The following is a 14,049-nucleotide window of genomic DNA, read 5'->3' on the forward strand; positions in this document are numbered from 1 at the left end:
TCCGCGACCGCTGCGAATCTGCGACGGGGGAGTTCTAGCGCAACTCCACCTCATCGCCGCTCAGGGTGCGGATCCTCGCCACGAGCGCGGGTTCGGGCCCCTCGTCCACCTCGAGTGCCAGAGAGAGCGCCGCCAGCGTGGATCGTACCGGGGCGGGGTCCGGGTGTTCAGCCCGGAACGAGATCAGCTGACCGCCCGGCGGGGTCGCGCGGGCCGGGTGCGGGGTCGTCCCCCAGTCGATGAAGAAGGGCACGAGGCCGTCGTGAAGGGACGCGCCCGGAGACGTGACTTCCCAGCGGAGTTCCGTGCCGTCCGGCCGGAGCCGCGAACCGGGCCGAACCTGCCCCAGGGACACGCCGCGGCCCGAGGCCCTCGTGACGAGCGCGTCGAGCTCCGTCGCCCGGGCGGCCCAGGTGACGAGCCTCGGTTCATCGAGTTCCGCGATCCCGAAGGGGGGCGGCGCCCCCCCTTCGGCTGCCTCAGGGTCCGGGCCGATAATCTCGAGATAGACGTCGCGGCCGAGCGAGAGCAGATAGTTCGCGGTGCCCAGATTCTCGTGCCGGCCGCCGAACGCGGCTTCGACGCCGAGTCGGTCGGCCACCCGCGACACGCCGTCGAGGAGGTCGGCCGTGCCGAGCAGCAGATGATCGAGGTTCATCGGCACGGGCGCACGCCCGGGTGCCTCCGGCGGTAGGGTAGCCACTCTGGTCAGCCTTTCCCGTGTTCGAGTTCGACGCCGAGGCCGTCGGCGATCCGGTTCACGAACGCGTAGTAGCCGGCGATCGCGCACATGTCATGGATCGCGCGATCGTCGAAGCCGCGCGCCCTCAGCGCCTCGACGTCGGTCGCCGTGACCTCTCCGGGGCTGCGGGTGAGGCGCGCCGCGTAGTCGAGCATCGCCCGGTCCGCCTCGTCCAGCCCTGCCTCCTCATGGTCGGCGGCCAGGGCGGCCACGAGCCGCTCGATCTCTTCGGCAGAGCGGCCGGTGGTGCTGAGCAGGCGACGGAGACCCTCCCCGTGGTGGACGATTCAGTAGTGGCAGTCGTTGAGCCCCGAAACCGTCACCGCGATCATCTCTCTTTGAATCCGGGAGAGGGGGCCCGGCCCGTACATCAGCTCCCGGTAGAGATCGTAGTGCAGCGGGATGACGCGGCTGTGGACGCCGTGTATGCGGATGATGTTGTCGTCGTCGGGGACACGATCCCCTTCCGGGATCCGAGCCGGGTCCGGATAGTCGATGAAGGCCACGCTCAGGAACCCCCGTCGGGACCGAGGAGGCGCGCGACCTCCTCCACATCCTTGTCCCCCCGCCCGCTGAGACAGATGACGACGTTCCGGCCCGCCCAGCGCGCGGCCTCGCGGCGGAGACCCGCCAGCGCGTGCGCGCTCTCGAGCGCCGGGATCAGGCCCTCGAGCCGGCACAGATCCTGGAAGGCGGCGAGCGCCTCGTCGTCCGTCACCGACTCGTAGCGCACCTGGCCGGTCTCCTTGAGCCACGCGTGCTCGGGTCCGACGCCGGGATAGTCGAGACCCGCCGAGACGGAATGCGCGGGGATGACCTGCCCGTCGGCATCCTGGAGGAGGTAGCTGTAGTTGCCGTGCAGGACGCCCGGCTCGCCCGCGGTGAGCGAGGCGGAGTGCCGGCCGGTCTCCAGGCCGTGGCCCGCCGCCTCGATGCCGACGAGTTCCACGCGATCGCCCGCGTCGCGCTCCCGGTTGCTCTCGATGAACGGCGCGAAGATGCCGATCGCGTTCGAGCCTCCGCCCACGCAGGCGAAGAGGGCGTCCGGCGCCACCCCGCGTTCCGCGAGTTGCCGGACGGTCTCGTCTCCGATCACGCGCTGGAAGTCGCGCACGAGGCCCGGATACGGCGCGGGGCCAACGACGGAGCCGATGATGTAGTGCGTCGTGTCGACGTTCGTGACCCAGTCGCGGATCGCCTCGTTCGTCGCGTCCTTGAGGGTCCGGCTCCCGCTCGAGACCGGGATGACCTCCGCCCCGAGAAGTTCCATGCGCTCGACGTTGAGCGCCTGGCGGCGCATGTCCTCCTCGCCCATGTAGACCGCGCACTCGAAGTCGAGCACGGCGCAGGCAGTGGCCGCGGCCACGCCGTGCTGCCCCGCCCCCGTCTCGGCGATGATCCGTGCCTTGTTCATCCGCCGCGCGAGGAGCGCCTGCCCCATCGTGTTGTTGATCTTGTGGGCGCCGGTGTGGTTGAGATCCTCCCGCTTGAGCCACAACTCGAGGCCGAGGTCGGTGCCGAGGCGCGACGCCCGGTAGAGGGGCGTGGGCCGGCCCACATAGTCCGCCAGGCTCGCCTCGAGATCCCGGCGGAAGGAGGGATCGTCGCGGGCCTCCGCCCACGCCTCGGTCAGTTCGTCGAGCGCCGGGATCAGCGTCTCGGGCACGAACTGCCCGCCGAAGTCGCCGAACCAGCCGGGGGCCGGGCTGCTCATCCTGCCTCGGCGGAGGCGGGGGCGCGGTTCGCCGCTTCCCGGACGGCCGCGAGGAATTCGAGGATCTTCTCGATCGACTTCTCCCCCGGGGCCCGCTCCACGCCGGAGGAAACATCGACGATGTCCGGGCGCACGTCCCGGATCGCGCGCGCCACGTTGCCCGCATCCAGCCCGCCCGCGAGGACGAGCGCGCACCCGTCCCGGCCCAGTCCCGACAGCCACTCGTGCGGGAAGGCGGACCCGGTGCCCCCGGGTCCGCGCGGCGAGAATCCCTCCACGAGGATCGCGTCGGCGGCGTCCCGGTACTCGTCCCAGCGGCGGATCAGGGTGTCGCCCGAGGTGGGCCGGATCCCCTTCCAGACGCCCAGTCCCTCGGCCCGCAACTCGTCGCAGACCCGGGGTGGCTCCGCGCCGTGGAGCTGCGCGATGTGAAACCCCGCGGTGTCCCGCTTCCGGAGGATCTCCGCCGGGCTCGCGTCCAGGAACACGCCCACCGCGCGCGTGGCGCCCTCGAGCGCCCCCACGACGGCAGCCGCCGCCTCGGCCGTCACCTCCCGCACGCGGGCGGCGAACACCACGCCCACGTAGTCCGCGCCGGCCCGGGATGTGACGGCGGCGTGTCGCGGCTCCCGGAGGCCGCAGATCTTCACCCGAACCGGGGTCATGAGGCGTCGCCGGCGTCCACGCCCTCGACGCCCGCCGCCTGCATCGCGGCGCGCCGCGGACGCCGGGGGTGTCCGGCCAGCGCCTCGACGCCCGCCGCCGGATCGCCCGCCATCAACCAGCCGCCGACGAGGACCGCGTCGGCCCCCGCACGGCCCGCGGCCGCGGCGTCTTGGGACGAACGGATGCCGCTCTCGGCGACCGCGACGACTTCCGCCGGGAGCCGTGCGATCAGGCGCAGCGACTGCTCCAGATCGACCTCGAAGGTCGCGAGATCCCGCGCGTTGACGCCGACGATGCGGGCGCCGGCCTCGAGCGCCCGGTCGATCTCCTCGTCGTCGTGCGCCTCGACGAGCGCGGCGAGCCCGAGTTCTCCGCTCAGCTCGAGGAGTTCACGCAGCCGGGTGTCGGCGAGTGCCCGGACGATGAGCAGGACCGCGTCGGCCCCCGCGGCCCGCGCCTCGTACAGCTGAACCGAATCGAGGGTGAAGTCCTTCCGGAGGAGGGGGACGCCCACGGCGCCCCGGGCGGATCTCAGATCGTCGAGCGAGCCGCCGAACCAGGGCCCGTCGGTGAGGATCGAGATCGCCGACGCGCCGGCCGCGGCGTACACGCTCGCGACGCCCGCCGCCTGAGCGTAGGGATTGATCTCGCCGGCCGAGGGCGAACGCCGCTTGAACTCGGCGATCACGGCCACCTCGCCGGGCCTGCGCAGGGCGGACTCGAACCCGCGCGGTGGCGGCGCTTCCTCCGCCTGCGCGCGGATGGCACTCCGAAACAACTGCAGGCGGGCGACCTCTTCGCGTTTCGCGGCGAGGATCTCATCGAGGATCGTATTCGGTGTCATGGCGCCAAGCTGCGACAGAGCGGCCTCGACGGCCACCGGGGGGTCGGCGACCCTTCCGGGCCTTTGTCGACCGGGGTTGCAATTCGGTTCATGTTCGGGTAGCTTCGGCGAACGTTCGGTGCCCCGCAAGGGGTCAAGGTAGCGGCTCAGGACCGGGACGGGAAACGATGGCTCTCACGAAGCGGCAGCGCGAGATGCTGGACTTCATCGAGGGATTCATACGGTTTCGCAGGTATTCGCCGAGCTTCGAGGAGATCGCGGAGGACTTCGGCTACCGCTCGCTCGCGACCGTTCACGAGCACCTCGAAAACCTCCAGGCGAAGGGCTACATCCGCAAGAATTATAACGAGAGCCGGTCCATCGAACTCGTGGAGGGGAAGCTCCACGTCGCGGCGGTGGAACTGCCCCTGTATGGCAACGTGGCGGCCGGCCAGCCCATAGAGGTCATTGAGGAACAGGAGACGGTCTCCGTCCCCGAGGACATGATCTCCGGATCCCTCAGCGAGCACTATGTGCTGCGGGTGCGCGGCGATTCGATGATCAATGAACAGATCCGTGACGGTGACTACGTGATCGTCCAGTCGCGGGAGACGGCCTACAACGGCGAGATGGTGATCGCCCTCGTCGACGGCGAGAGCGCGACCATGAAGAAGTTCTACATGGAGCCGGGGCAGATCCGTCTCCAGCCCGCGAATCCCGCGCTCACGCCGCTGTACCTCCAGGCGTCGCGGGTGAAGATCCAGGGCGTGGTGATCGGAGTGATCCGCCGCTACTGACGCCCGCGGAAGGACCGCGCCACTTCTGTCCGGAGCCCCGCCCGGGGCTCCGGACGCTGTAACGACGGAGGACCGCTCTCAACTCCCCGAGAGTACCCGTCCCGACGGCCACCCACCTCCCACCTATAACCGTCGGGGCGGAGGTTCCCGTCACCGGATCGACGGTGTCGGGTCAGCTGCCCGGGCTTCTTCACCCACCATATGCCTCGCATCTCCGAGACGTTACCGGAGGAGAGGCCCGACGTACTCCGTGGCGAACGCGGCCACCAGTTGATCGGCCCCGATCCGCTCGAGTTCCGTGAGCGTGCAGCCGGGCCATGTCCTCGCCTTCCGGTTCAGAGTGCTCCGATGGAAGCCCAACCGCGCGCCCACGGCCTTCCAGCCCAGACCGAGGTCCCTGAGTTGGTGCGCCCGCAGGATGACCAGCGCTCCGAGGAGCCGGTTCAACGTGGCGGGCTCGGCGGCTGCCTGACGGAACTGCTGGAAGAGGGTGACGGGAGCGCAGCGAACGGCGTTGGCCAACTCCGCCACGTTGCGAAACGGTCTGCTTCCGGCCTGGCGCAGGCTGCGCACCAGGGCCCTGCGAAGGGCCGGAGGCAAGGTGGACCGCCGGACGGCCTCGGCCAGATGCCAGAGGGCGGCGGTCCTGCGAGCAGTCTCGATCCGGGGCTGGAGCTGCGTCTGCAGATCGGCAAATCGGACGAGGGCGAAGACGCGCATGCGGTTCGGCAAACACGCGACACTCCTCCCGCGATCCGTCACGAGGATGACGGGTACCCACGGCATTTTCCTCTCGATCTCCCGGAGGAGTTCGAGCATCTCGCGCGGGCACCGTCGTCGGCAACCGACGATCAGACAGTCAATGTCCGCGTCATCCGCAATGAATCCTCTCGCGACGTCCAGCAACTGTCCGGCGCCGCCGATTGCAGCGTTTATTCGCTCCGCATCCCCGGGCGTATCCGCAAGGATCCGGATCATTGTTATGTATACTTTCCAGGAGGCGCGGTGAAACCATGTTGAGCGCCCTCCCACAGTGGTTTGAAGCGTACTGACGGGGCCGCCATCCAGATGCCGCCGCCGCGTCGAGCACGACGACAGCGCGGCCGACCCCGTCCTCTACCGGAAGTCTACCCGCCCCGGGAAGACCGCGTTCCTCGCAATGGTCATGGTCCGGCCGACCAAGGTCGATCAGGCGGTCGGACGGAACTCCCGCAGGGACTCCAGCCAGGCGCCCGCGGCGCCGGAGTCGATCGACCGCTCGGCGGCGGTGACGCCCTCGGCCAGCGTGTCGACGGCGCCGGCGGCCCAGAAGGCGGCCGCCGCGTTGAGGACCACGGCGGCGCGGCCCGCCCCGCCCTCGCTTCCGCCGACGACCCGCCGCACCCGTTCCGCGTTTTCCGCAGGTTCGCCGCCTGCCAGCTCGCCGGGATCGTACTCCGGCCAGCCGAAGTCGGACGGCGCGACCTCGAACTCCGTGAGGGAGCCGCCTTCCACCTGGAAGACGCGGGTCGGGCCGAGTGGACTCAGTTCGTCCATGCCCGGTTCGCCGTGGACGACGAGCGCGCGCTCGTGCCCCAACTCGAGCAGGGCGTCGGCGACGAGGCGCTGGAGGTCGGGGTGCGCGACGCCTACGACCTGGCGTCGGACACCGGCGGGGTTCGCGAGCGGGCCGAGCAGGTTCATGATCGTGGTCACGCCGAGCGCGGCGCGGACGGGACCCACATGCCGCATGGCCGGGTGGTGGGTCGGCGCGAACATGAACACGAACCCCGTCTCCTCGAACATCCGCTTCTCGTCTTCCGGAGAGAGCTGGATGGGAACGCCGAGCGTCTCGAGCAGGTCGGCGCTCCCGCACTTCGAGGTGAACGAGCGATTGCCGTGCTTGGCGATCCGGACGCCGGCGGCGACCGCCACGATCGAGGCCGCAGTCGAGATGTTGAACGTCGTGAGCGTGCCCCCGCCGGTGCCGCAGGTGTCGATGATGCGGTCGTCGTCGAGGTCGAGGGGGACCATCGCCTTCCGTAGCGCCCGGACGCCCCCCGCGACCTCGGCGGGCGTCTCGCCCCGCATGCGGAGGGCGGTGAGGAGCGCGGCCATCTCCGCCTGGCTGGCATCGCCGCTCATGAAGCGGTCGAACGCGGCTTCGGCCGCGGCGGCAGCCAACGTTTCTCCGGAAAGCACTCGCCGGATCGTGTCCATCACCTGGATCCTCCCCTGGCAGCCATGTGGCTGCCGGATTCCCCCTGTCGAGCGGAAGCTGCTAGTCTTCGCGCATGTCGGATTCCACGGACTCCCCGACCCGCTTGCGGGCCACAATCGAGTACGATGGGACCTCGTTCCACGGTTCCCAACTACAGCCGGGCGTGCGCACCGTCCAGCGCGAGGTCGAGGCGGCGCTCTCGAAACTCTTCGCGCGGCGCACCCGGATCGACCTCGCCGGGCGCACGGACGCAGGCGTCCACGCGGCGGCGCAGGAGATCGCCTTCACCCCTCGGCGCCGCTGGGACCCGGAAGAACTGACCCGCGCGTTCGACGCCGTCCTGCCCGAAGATGTCGCTGTCCGAAAGGTGCGGGAGGCGGCAGCCGACTTCCATCCGCGCTTCGACGCGGAGGCGCGCCGATACCGTTACGCGATCGCGTTGGGAGGGCGGAGACGTCCGTTCCTGCGAGACCGCTGCTGGAGCCCCGGCTGGCCGCTCGACCCGGAGGCGCTCGCGCGGCTGGCCGCCGCCATCCCGGGAGAGCGGTCCTTCGAGCGGTTCGCCCGAGCCGGACAGCCCGAGCGCGGGACGCGGTGCCGGGTCCGGAGGGCCGCATGGCTCTTCGATCGGCCCCCGTTCGCCTTCTTCGAGATCGTCGCCGACCGCTTCCTCCACCACATGGTCCGCTATCTTGTGGGAACGTCAGTGGAGATGGCGGCCGGACGCCGCCCGTGCGACGACTTCGAGCGCCTGCTGGCGGGTGAGCCGGGAACCCGCGCCGTCTTCCCGGCCCCGCCCGGCGGCCTCTATCTCACCGGCGTCCGGTACGCCGGTGAGTGGAACGCCAGCCCTGGCCTCCCGTGGTGAATTGCTTTTCGGTCGAACCAGGATCGTTTGGACCCCCAAGCCAGACGGACCCCGAACTCAACACAACCGGAGATGTGCGCGCGTCGCGAGCGTGTCACGACTGGTATTGGCTCAGGAATCTGTGATATGTCGGGGGCGTACCGGGGTGGTCCTGGCGACGGAACTGGCCCGCGCTCCGTCCCGCACGGGCCAGCTCCGCCGTCCGCATCAACCGTCGTCGTCGACGGGGTGGTAGACCCTTCGCTCGTTGCAGACCTGCACCTCGAACAAGATCAAGTCGAGCTGCGTGCATCGCTTCTGGGTGCCACACAGACGGAGTCCGTTCGCACAGTCTGAAGCGCTCAGGGGCTTCGGCGTGGACCACTGCGCCGCTACGGCCCCCACAGCACAGACCATGGCTACGAGAATGACCTTGAATAACATCCTGCTCTTTCTGCGCATCTGAACTCCCCTCATCTGTTGTCTGTTTGCTCTAAGGTCTGTTGTCCTGTTCCAAGAAGCCTTAGCTGTCGTCAACCACCGTCATCGAGCTCGAGCTTTGGGTAGTACGTGATCCGGGTCGAAAAGCAGTACGTAGTGGTAAAGACCCCCACACACCAGGTCCGCAATTCGCACAGCGATCCTTCGTTATCCTTGGTGCACTCGGCGGCGGTGGATATGACCCCCAGATCTTGGATACCCCCCTTTGTGACGTTTGACCTCCGGGCGCGGTGCTGCGCAGGGTAGAACCTGGCAGGCCGGAAGGAGGTTGTCATGGCACGGCGGCGGTACACGCCCAAGCTGAAGGCGCAGGTGGTACTGGAGGTCCTTGCGGGCGAGAAGACGCCCGGGCAGGTGGCCAAGGCGTACGGGGTGCACCCGAACTCGGTACAGCTCTGGAGGCGGCGGTTCGTGGACCGGGCGCCGGAGGTCTTTGCCGAGGAGACGACGGTGAAGGAGTACGAGCGCCGGATCCGGGACCTGGAGCAGCTGCTGGGCAAGAAGGAGGTGGAGATCGCGCTGCTAAAAAACTTCTTGGGCCGGAGCGGCTGAGCGTGGAGGCGAAGGTGGCGCTGGTCGCCGGCACGCGCGAGGCGTACGGCCTGGGGCCGTCGCTGCGGGCGGTGGAGCTGGCGCGCTCGACGTGGCACCACCACACCCGGACGAGGGTCAGGTACGCGGAGAAGTACGCGCACCTGGAGGCTTCGCTGAAGGCGATCGCCGAGGCGCACCCGGAGTACGGGTACCGGCGGGCCGCGGTGGAACTCAGGGAGACGCACGGATACCGGGTGAACCGGAAGGTGGTGGCGCGGCTGCACCAGCTGGGGGACCTGCCCTTGAGGCGCACGGTTACGCGGCCGAAGCCGAGCGCGATCCGGCGGGCCATAGACGCGGCGGGTCCGCGCGCGAACCTCTTGTCGGGACGGCTGAAGGCGGAGATCGGAGCGCTGGAGGTCTTCTACACGGACTTCACCGAGCTCGTCTACGCCGATGGGGCCCGGAAGGCGTGGCTGATCCCGATCCTCGATCACGCGACGAAGTACGTCCCGGGCTTCGCCGTTGGAGCGTCGGCCAACTCCGACCTGGCGCTCTCGGCCTGGACGGCGGCGGAGCGGACCCTGGCCCGCCTCCGGAACTCGCTCGGGGGAGTCGTCGTCCACCACGACCGGGACCCGGTGTTCACCGGCTACGCGTGGACCGGCCGGCTGCTGTCGGCGGGCGCGCGACTCTCCCATGCCCTCCGCGGACCGAGGGACAACCCGGAGATGGAGAGCTTCTTCGGCCGTTTCAAGGTGGAGAACAGGTCTCTGATCCTCGACGCCGGCTCGCTCCATGAACTCACGGCCGTCGTCCGGGACCGGATCAGGTACTACAATCGGGTGCGTCGTCACTCCTCCCTCGGAGACCGGCCGCCCCTGACCATCATCGAGGACTTCTACCGCGAGGGCTGAGCAGCACAATAAACCCGGAGGTCGGGTGTGCAACTTTGGGGGGTCACTTCAGGTCGTCGCGGACAGAGCCTTGGGGCGGCTGGCCTCGTGTAGCAGGAATCCGCCAACCCCGACCAAGACCAGCAGAGTCACCGATAGGATTCACTTGATGCTCTTCATGAGTTGCCTCCCTTCCTCGGTTTGAGAGCTGTTACGATTGGATACAGGCCGCTCCGGCGGGACAACAGATATATGGTGCCATCCTCGGCGAGTACGACATCACTCGCTCTGGGAGTGGCGACGGAGTGGATGTACGCCCCCGTTGTCAGGTCGTACAGATCCAGCGTCCTGTTGCGGTCCGGGCTCCGGCCCTCGAAGAATACGCCCAGCGTATCTCCTCTCACGGACAAAGTCGACCCTGAATACGGCACCCGCGGGAGGCGCTGGGTCGTCGTGGTCGTAGCACCCTCAGTCGCAACGGTCACCGTCATGACCGGAAAACTCGTGTGCTCCACATAGGGGTAGGCTGCGATTGAGTCCCCCCGGATGACGTACCAGCCGTTGCCAACTTCAAACCCAAGGACCCACGCGTCGCCGCTCCAGGAGACGACATCTCCCGTCCTCTGCATCCAGTGAATCCGTTCCCACGCTACGGATGGGTTGGCCAACCGGGCCTTTTCCCGGCCGTCCTCGTTCACAATCATTAGCGACGGTTCGCCGTTCGTGTATAGAGCGTATCCTCCCTCGACAGCTGCGATCCCGTCAACGTAGCTGGCCTCGATGAGCAGCGGCACCTCTCGGACGAGGTTTCCGTCCGGGTCGAGTCTGACGAGTCGACCATTTCCATGGTCGGCCAGCACAATCCCGCCATCGTGGTCCTCCGAGAGGGCGCGAACGTCCATGAACTCGCCGGGTCCCTGGCCCCTACGCCCCCGCACCCAGGCGACTCTTCCGGCTTCATCGATGTGTACGGCCCGGCTGGCGGCCAAATCGAACACATAGACACCTCCGTGTGGTGCAGGTACGATCTCGCCTGGCATTTGGAGGACGGTATCGTCTATGCTCCCGTAGGTCCAAAGAGTATCGAACACGACTGATGCGAATCGTCGCCGCACATCATTGGCTTCGCTCCAGATATTGCCGGGCTCCACTTCGACAGATCCCTCCGGATTGCAAGCAATCGAGAGCGGCAGCAGGAGCGCGATCACCTCGGCGCGATGTCTCATGGCAACTGGATTCCTCGCAAACGGGTGATGAATTCCTCGACGAGAGTGCCCCGCTCCAGGGCGGGCTCAACTGCAAGGATGCGCCCTTCCCTTCCGACGAGCAGCGCCAGGGGCGTGCTCATGTGGCCAGCAACCTCCGCCAGCCGGGGAAACAGCCTGCCGACGGATCGCAACGTGAGGAAAACTCCGGTTCCTGTTTGTCAGGAGATCTGCCACCTCCGCCTTGCTCACGTAATCGCGCAGCACCGCACCCAGAACGACGATGCCATTGGATTGCAGATCGTACGCGAGCCGATCGATGCGTGTCGTGGCTGAGGAGCAATCAACGGGATGCAGTATCAAGAATACGCCTCCCCCCAGCTCGGCCATCCCCATCCGGTGCTCGGCGAACTCACGTACGGCGAAGTGCTCCGTTGCAACGCCCCTAGTCAGGAGCACCGTCGTGGCCCCGAGCATACCTACGAGCATCATCGGCAGGTTCACTCTCAAGGCCGCGAACCGAAGCGCGCCACGTATGTGTCGCGCCGAGAACTTCGAGGCCAAGCTGAAGAGTGGAATGGCATTCTTCATCAAAACGGGCTCACCCAACGTGATCGATGACTTGTTCTACTGACGACCAATACTTGCCGGCCTCCGCGACCGCCCCCACGGACGTGAACGGCACTACCACCAACAGCGCACTCGGGACGTGCAGCCAACCACACCTTGTTGAAGAGTCTGGCCATGTCTCGCCTTTTCTTCAGCGACATTCTCGCGAAGCGAGCGCCCATTCCCGCCCACCTGGCCCTTCCATGATTTGCAGAATCTGGCGCTTAATCCTCGTCGCGTCCGGGCCAACCGGCGTGAAGAGACCCACGCTTCGCCTCCCCGGATCGGGGAACTGGGAGATCTCGGCCAGCGTAGGCAGGCGGCCGGACGGCGGCTCCATCCCCAGATCCGTTGAGTCCGAGCACGCCGCCAGCGCCAGCGCCCCGAGCACGGCGAACCGCGTCAACATGACCCCTCGTCCAGGTCGGGTCCATAGGTGTGTAAACGTCATCAGGCGGCGATCCTCTCCTGACCCTCGGGGACGGGCTTTCCGTCCTCGAACCTTCTTCCCTCGTACACGTCCCGCAGCAGCTCGGGAGCGTTGAGCTTCCGGAACCGCTTCTCGGCCACCACCAAGAGCCGCCAGATCAGCGCCGTGGCGTTGTCGACCCGCTTGAACCGCTTGGCGGCCGTCGTGCGCAGCCGGACCGAGGCGAACGGGCTCTCCACTTCCATCCGCGCTTCGACGCGGAGGCGCGCCGATACCGTTACGCGATCGCGTTGGGAGGGCGGAGACGTCCGTTCCTGCGAGACCGCTGCTGGAGCCCCGGCTGGCCGCTCGACCCGGAGGCGCTCGCGCGGCTGGCCGCCGCCATCCCGGGAGAGCGGTCCTTCGAGCGGTTCGCCCGAGCCGGACAGCCCGAGCGCGGGACGCGGTGCCGGGTCCGGAGGGCCGCATGGCTCTTCGATCGGCCCCCGTTCGCCTTCTTCGAGATCGTCGCCGACCGCTTCCTCCACCACATGGTCCGCTATCTTGTGGGAACGTCAGTGGAGATGGCGGCCGGACGCCGCCCGTGCGACGACTTCGAGCGCCTGCTGGCGGGTGAGCCGGGAACCCGCGCCGTCTTCCCGGCCCCGCCCGGCGGCCTCTATCTCACTGGCGTCCGCTACGCCGGCGAGTGGAACGCTGAACCCGATCTGCTTTGGTGAAGCTCTCACCGTGCCAAACGAGTGTCCGGAAAAACCGGGGACGCTATCAGGGGCTGCTCGGAACTTCCACCAATTCGAGTTGCCACAGATCGATGTAGGGGACCCCGTCTGGCCCCTCTCGGTACCCGATCGCCTGCCCCATGCTCGCGAAGCCCACGAGCGATGGCTCCACCCGCTCGGAGTGGACCAGAACACCCAGACGGGGATCGATGATCTCGACTACCGTGTCGTACGCGAGGTCCCAATCCCGAGTCCCGACGAACCTCCCCTCGGGTGTGTCCACCTCGGCTAGTCCATTCTTCCAGTCTTCACCGGGCACTCTGATCAGGATCCACAGCCGACCCTCGTCATCCTGCCTGATGGCCTCCAGGGTCACGTCCGGTGGTTCGCTAAGCGAAAGGCCCTTGTTGTAATGCCACGGCTCGAACCACGGAACGTCCCGCTTCAGCGCAGCCAACCTTACACCGTCGATGCTCCAGTTTTCGATCACGTACTGGTTCACGAAGGCGGACCACACGGAGGACTCGTCGGCTTTCTCGATGCGTCGCAAACGATAGATCGACATGTCGGGCCGGATCACCTGGTCCGCGGATCCGAAGGACTTCACGATGTTTCGCTCGCGGTCCAGCAAGTGAAGCGGGTGCCCGACGAGATCGGGAGTCGCCATGCTGGATTGCACGACGATCCGGCCGTCATCCAGGAACACCGTCTCCCGTACTCGAACTGGCAGGCGGAGAGTCCTCGCAACGTCGAACGTCGGAGTCAACACGGTCTCGCGAAGAAGATCGTCGTCGAACAGGTGGAGCGAGTCACCCGTCGTCAAAGCACCTGTCATGACAAAACTGAACTCTCCCGGGCCCTCCCCGTCTCTACCGATCACACGGACAAAGGCCCCCTCCGGATCGAAGACCATAAGCTCGTGTGGAGTCACTTCGTGTCCGAGGACGAGGATACGGCCTGACGACTCGATCGCCACAGACTTCGTGAATCCCACACTTGGATCGTCCAGGCTGCCCAGGGTCACCATGTGCGTTAAGGAGAGCCCGCACGAGGCACAGGCGGCGTCTGATTCGATGGTTACGAAGTCCTGACCCGAAGCGGGCGTGGCTCCCTGGACGAGGCTGGCCGCCGCAAGCGCGATGGACAGCCCTGGAACACCTGGGGGCCGATGTGTTCTGCCCATGCTCATCGTCCTCCTAGTCCTGGGCGTGGAGAAACTGCATGACATCGGAGGATGCAGGGAAGTTCGCTACGACACCCCCGTCGCAGTCGAGCACTTGAACCGCGCCCCGCTCGGCGTTGAAGAGCACCCTCTCCGGATTCTCCCGCCTCAAGCGTACCATCTCGCTCAACCCGCGTCCAAGTG

18 protein-coding genes and 1 pseudogene are annotated in these 14,049 nt (G+C 67.5%); 5 read left to right on the top strand and 14 right to left on the bottom strand.

All coding sequences use genetic code 11. From position 1 onward, the window contains the following. Positions 1–34 precede the first annotated feature (34 nt). The 6 genes from ACOOHF_RS18280 to trpC form a co-directional block, all read right to left on the bottom strand. Positions 35–658: a VOC family protein gene (locus tag ACOOHF_RS18280; protein WP_420464399.1), complete on the bottom strand. Its 624-nt coding sequence runs from the start codon at positions 656–658 to the stop codon at positions 35–37. Positions 659–708: 50 nt separating this feature from the next. Beyond that, on the bottom strand, positions 709–954 hold the full coding sequence (locus tag ACOOHF_RS18285) for a carboxymuconolactone decarboxylase family protein (RefSeq protein ID WP_419936751.1): 246 nt from the start codon (positions 952–954) through the stop codon (positions 709–711). A gap of 75 nt (positions 955–1,029) precedes the next feature. Further along, positions 1,030–1,248 (bottom strand): hypothetical protein, encoded by a 219-nt coding sequence (locus tag ACOOHF_RS18290; protein ID WP_419936750.1) that lies wholly within the window; start codon positions 1,246–1,248, stop codon positions 1,030–1,032. 2 nt (positions 1,249–1,250) lie between these two features. Further along, on the bottom strand, positions 1,251–2,456 hold the full coding sequence (gene trpB / locus ACOOHF_RS18295) for a tryptophan synthase subunit beta (RefSeq protein ID WP_420462822.1): 1,206 nt from the start codon (positions 2,454–2,456) through the stop codon (positions 1,251–1,253). Next, positions 2,453–3,121: a phosphoribosylanthranilate isomerase gene (locus tag ACOOHF_RS18300; RefSeq protein ID WP_420462823.1), complete on the bottom strand. Its 669-nt coding sequence runs from the start codon at positions 3,119–3,121 to the stop codon at positions 2,453–2,455. Before ACOOHF_RS18300 ends, trpB begins: the two co-directional genes overlap by 4 nt. Next, complete coding sequence (trpC, locus tag ACOOHF_RS18305; RefSeq protein WP_420462824.1) at positions 3,118–3,966, bottom strand: indole-3-glycerol phosphate synthase TrpC; 849 nt, start codon at positions 3,964–3,966, stop codon at positions 3,118–3,120. Before trpC ends, ACOOHF_RS18300 begins: the two co-directional genes overlap by 4 nt. Positions 3,967–4,133: 167 nt before the next feature. On the opposite strand from trpC, the gene lexA reads away from it, so the two are divergent. Continuing rightward, positions 4,134–4,742 (top strand): transcriptional repressor LexA, encoded by a 609-nt coding sequence (lexA, locus tag ACOOHF_RS18310; RefSeq protein ID WP_419936746.1) that lies wholly within the window; start codon positions 4,134–4,136, stop codon positions 4,740–4,742. 222 nt (positions 4,743–4,964) lie between these two features. Here the strand turns inward: lexA and ACOOHF_RS18315 are convergent, their stop codons facing one another. Then, a complete protein-coding gene (locus ACOOHF_RS18315; protein ID WP_420462825.1) occupies positions 4,965–5,561 on the bottom strand; it encodes a hypothetical protein in 597 nt (198 codons plus the stop codon). Positions 5,562–5,930: 369 nt separating this feature from the next. Then, a complete protein-coding gene (gene trpD, locus ACOOHF_RS18320; protein ID WP_420462826.1) occupies positions 5,931–6,941 on the bottom strand; it encodes an anthranilate phosphoribosyltransferase in 1,011 nt (336 codons plus the stop codon). 104 nt (positions 6,942–7,045) lie between these two features. On the opposite strand from trpD, the gene truA reads away from it, so the two are divergent. The 3 genes from truA to ACOOHF_RS18335 all read left to right on the top strand — a co-directional run bounded on the left by truA (position 7,046) and on the right by ACOOHF_RS18335 (position 9,741). Continuing rightward, positions 7,046–7,810, top strand: a complete 765-nt coding sequence (gene truA, locus ACOOHF_RS18325) for a tRNA pseudouridine(38-40) synthase TruA (protein ID WP_420462827.1) — start codon at positions 7,046–7,048, stop codon at positions 7,808–7,810. Between the two features lie 753 nt (positions 7,811–8,563). Continuing rightward, complete coding sequence (locus tag ACOOHF_RS18330; protein ID WP_420462828.1) at positions 8,564–8,842, top strand: transposase; 279 nt, start codon at positions 8,564–8,566, stop codon at positions 8,840–8,842. Between the two features lie 2 nt (positions 8,843–8,844). After that, a complete protein-coding gene (locus ACOOHF_RS18335; protein WP_420462829.1) occupies positions 8,845–9,741 on the top strand; it encodes an integrase core domain-containing protein in 897 nt (298 codons plus the stop codon). 155 nt (positions 9,742–9,896) lie between these two features. Here the strand turns inward: ACOOHF_RS18335 and ACOOHF_RS18340 are convergent, their stop codons facing one another. The 4 genes and pseudogenes from ACOOHF_RS18340 to ACOOHF_RS18355 form a co-directional block, all read right to left on the bottom strand. Continuing rightward, positions 9,897–10,946, bottom strand: coding sequence for a hypothetical protein (locus ACOOHF_RS18340; RefSeq protein ID WP_420462830.1), 1,050 nt, complete (start codon positions 10,944–10,946; stop codon positions 9,897–9,899). Beyond that, complete coding sequence (locus ACOOHF_RS18345; RefSeq protein ID WP_420462831.1) at positions 10,943–11,068, bottom strand: hypothetical protein; 126 nt, start codon at positions 11,066–11,068, stop codon at positions 10,943–10,945. The genes ACOOHF_RS18340 and ACOOHF_RS18345 overlap by 4 nt, the downstream gene beginning before the upstream one ends. Positions 11,069–11,685: 617 nt before the next feature. Next, positions 11,686–11,943 (bottom strand): hypothetical protein, encoded by a 258-nt coding sequence (locus ACOOHF_RS18350; protein ID WP_420462832.1) that lies wholly within the window; start codon positions 11,941–11,943, stop codon positions 11,686–11,688. A gap of 41 nt (positions 11,944–11,984) precedes the next feature. Further along, positions 11,985–12,203: pseudogene (locus tag ACOOHF_RS18355) on the bottom strand (IS256 family transposase); the annotation flags it as partial. Positions 12,204–12,254: 51 nt separating this feature from the next. Between ACOOHF_RS18355 and ACOOHF_RS18360 the strand changes: the two are divergent. Further along, positions 12,255–12,683 carry a hypothetical protein gene (locus ACOOHF_RS18360; protein WP_420462833.1) on the top strand — a complete coding sequence of 143 codons (429 nt, stop codon included), beginning with the start codon at positions 12,255–12,257 and terminating at the stop codon, positions 12,681–12,683. A 46-nt stretch (positions 12,684–12,729) separates the two neighbouring features. Here ACOOHF_RS18360 and ACOOHF_RS18365 read toward each other — a convergent pair whose 3' ends face one another. Together ACOOHF_RS18365 and ACOOHF_RS18370 are read right to left on the bottom strand one after the other, a co-directional pair. Then, positions 12,730–13,866 carry a 6-bladed beta-propeller gene (locus tag ACOOHF_RS18365; protein WP_420462834.1) on the bottom strand — a complete coding sequence of 379 codons (1,137 nt, stop codon included), beginning with the start codon at positions 13,864–13,866 and terminating at the stop codon, positions 12,730–12,732. A gap of 13 nt (positions 13,867–13,879) precedes the next feature. After that, positions 13,880–14,017, bottom strand: a complete 138-nt coding sequence (locus ACOOHF_RS18370) for a hypothetical protein (protein WP_420462835.1) — start codon at positions 14,015–14,017, stop codon at positions 13,880–13,882. Between the last annotated feature and the right edge of the window lie 32 nt (positions 14,018–14,049).

This window comes from Candidatus Palauibacter sp. (genome assembly GCF_965216145.1).
Classification (GTDB): domain Bacteria; phylum Gemmatimonadota; class Gemmatimonadetes; order Palauibacterales; family Palauibacteraceae; genus Palauibacter.

What these genes read in the sequence shown, in the direction of transcription:
- ACOOHF_RS18345 (WP_420462831.1), bottom strand. Translation starts at nt 11,068, where the DNA reads ATGAGCACGCCCCTGGCGCTGCTCGTCGGAAGGGAAGGGCGCATCCTT.
- ACOOHF_RS18340 (WP_420462830.1), bottom strand. Translation starts at nt 10,946, where the DNA reads ATGAGACATCGCGCCGAGGTGATCGCGCTCCTGCTGCCGCTCTCGATT.
- ACOOHF_RS18350 (WP_420462832.1), bottom strand. Translation starts at nt 11,943, where the DNA reads ATGTTGACGCGGTTCGCCGTGCTCGGGGCGCTGGCGCTGGCGGCGTGC.
- trpB (WP_420462822.1), bottom strand. Translation starts at nt 2,456, where the DNA reads ATGAGCAGCCCGGCCCCCGGCTGGTTCGGCGACTTCGGCGGGCAGTTC.
- trpD (WP_420462826.1), bottom strand. Translation starts at nt 6,941, where the DNA reads ATGGACACGATCCGGCGAGTGCTTTCCGGAGAAACGTTGGCTGCCGCC.
- ACOOHF_RS18365 (WP_420462834.1), bottom strand. Translation starts at nt 13,866, where the DNA reads ATGGGCAGAACACATCGGCCCCCAGGTGTTCCAGGGCTGTCCATCGCG.
- ACOOHF_RS18330 (WP_420462828.1), top strand. Translation starts at nt 8,564, where the DNA reads ATGGCACGGCGGCGGTACACGCCCAAGCTGAAGGCGCAGGTGGTACTG.
- trpC (WP_420462824.1), bottom strand. Translation starts at nt 3,966, where the DNA reads ATGACACCGAATACGATCCTCGATGAGATCCTCGCCGCGAAACGCGAA.
- lexA (WP_419936746.1), top strand. Translation starts at nt 4,134, where the DNA reads ATGGCTCTCACGAAGCGGCAGCGCGAGATGCTGGACTTCATCGAGGGA.
- ACOOHF_RS18315 (WP_420462825.1), bottom strand. Translation starts at nt 5,561, where the DNA reads ATGCTCGAACTCCTCCGGGAGATCGAGAGGAAAATGCCGTGGGTACCC.
- ACOOHF_RS18300 (WP_420462823.1), bottom strand. Translation starts at nt 3,121, where the DNA reads ATGACCCCGGTTCGGGTGAAGATCTGCGGCCTCCGGGAGCCGCGACAC.
- ACOOHF_RS18280 (WP_420464399.1), bottom strand. Translation starts at nt 658, where the DNA reads ATGAACCTCGATCATCTGCTGCTCGGCACGGCCGACCTCCTCGACGGC.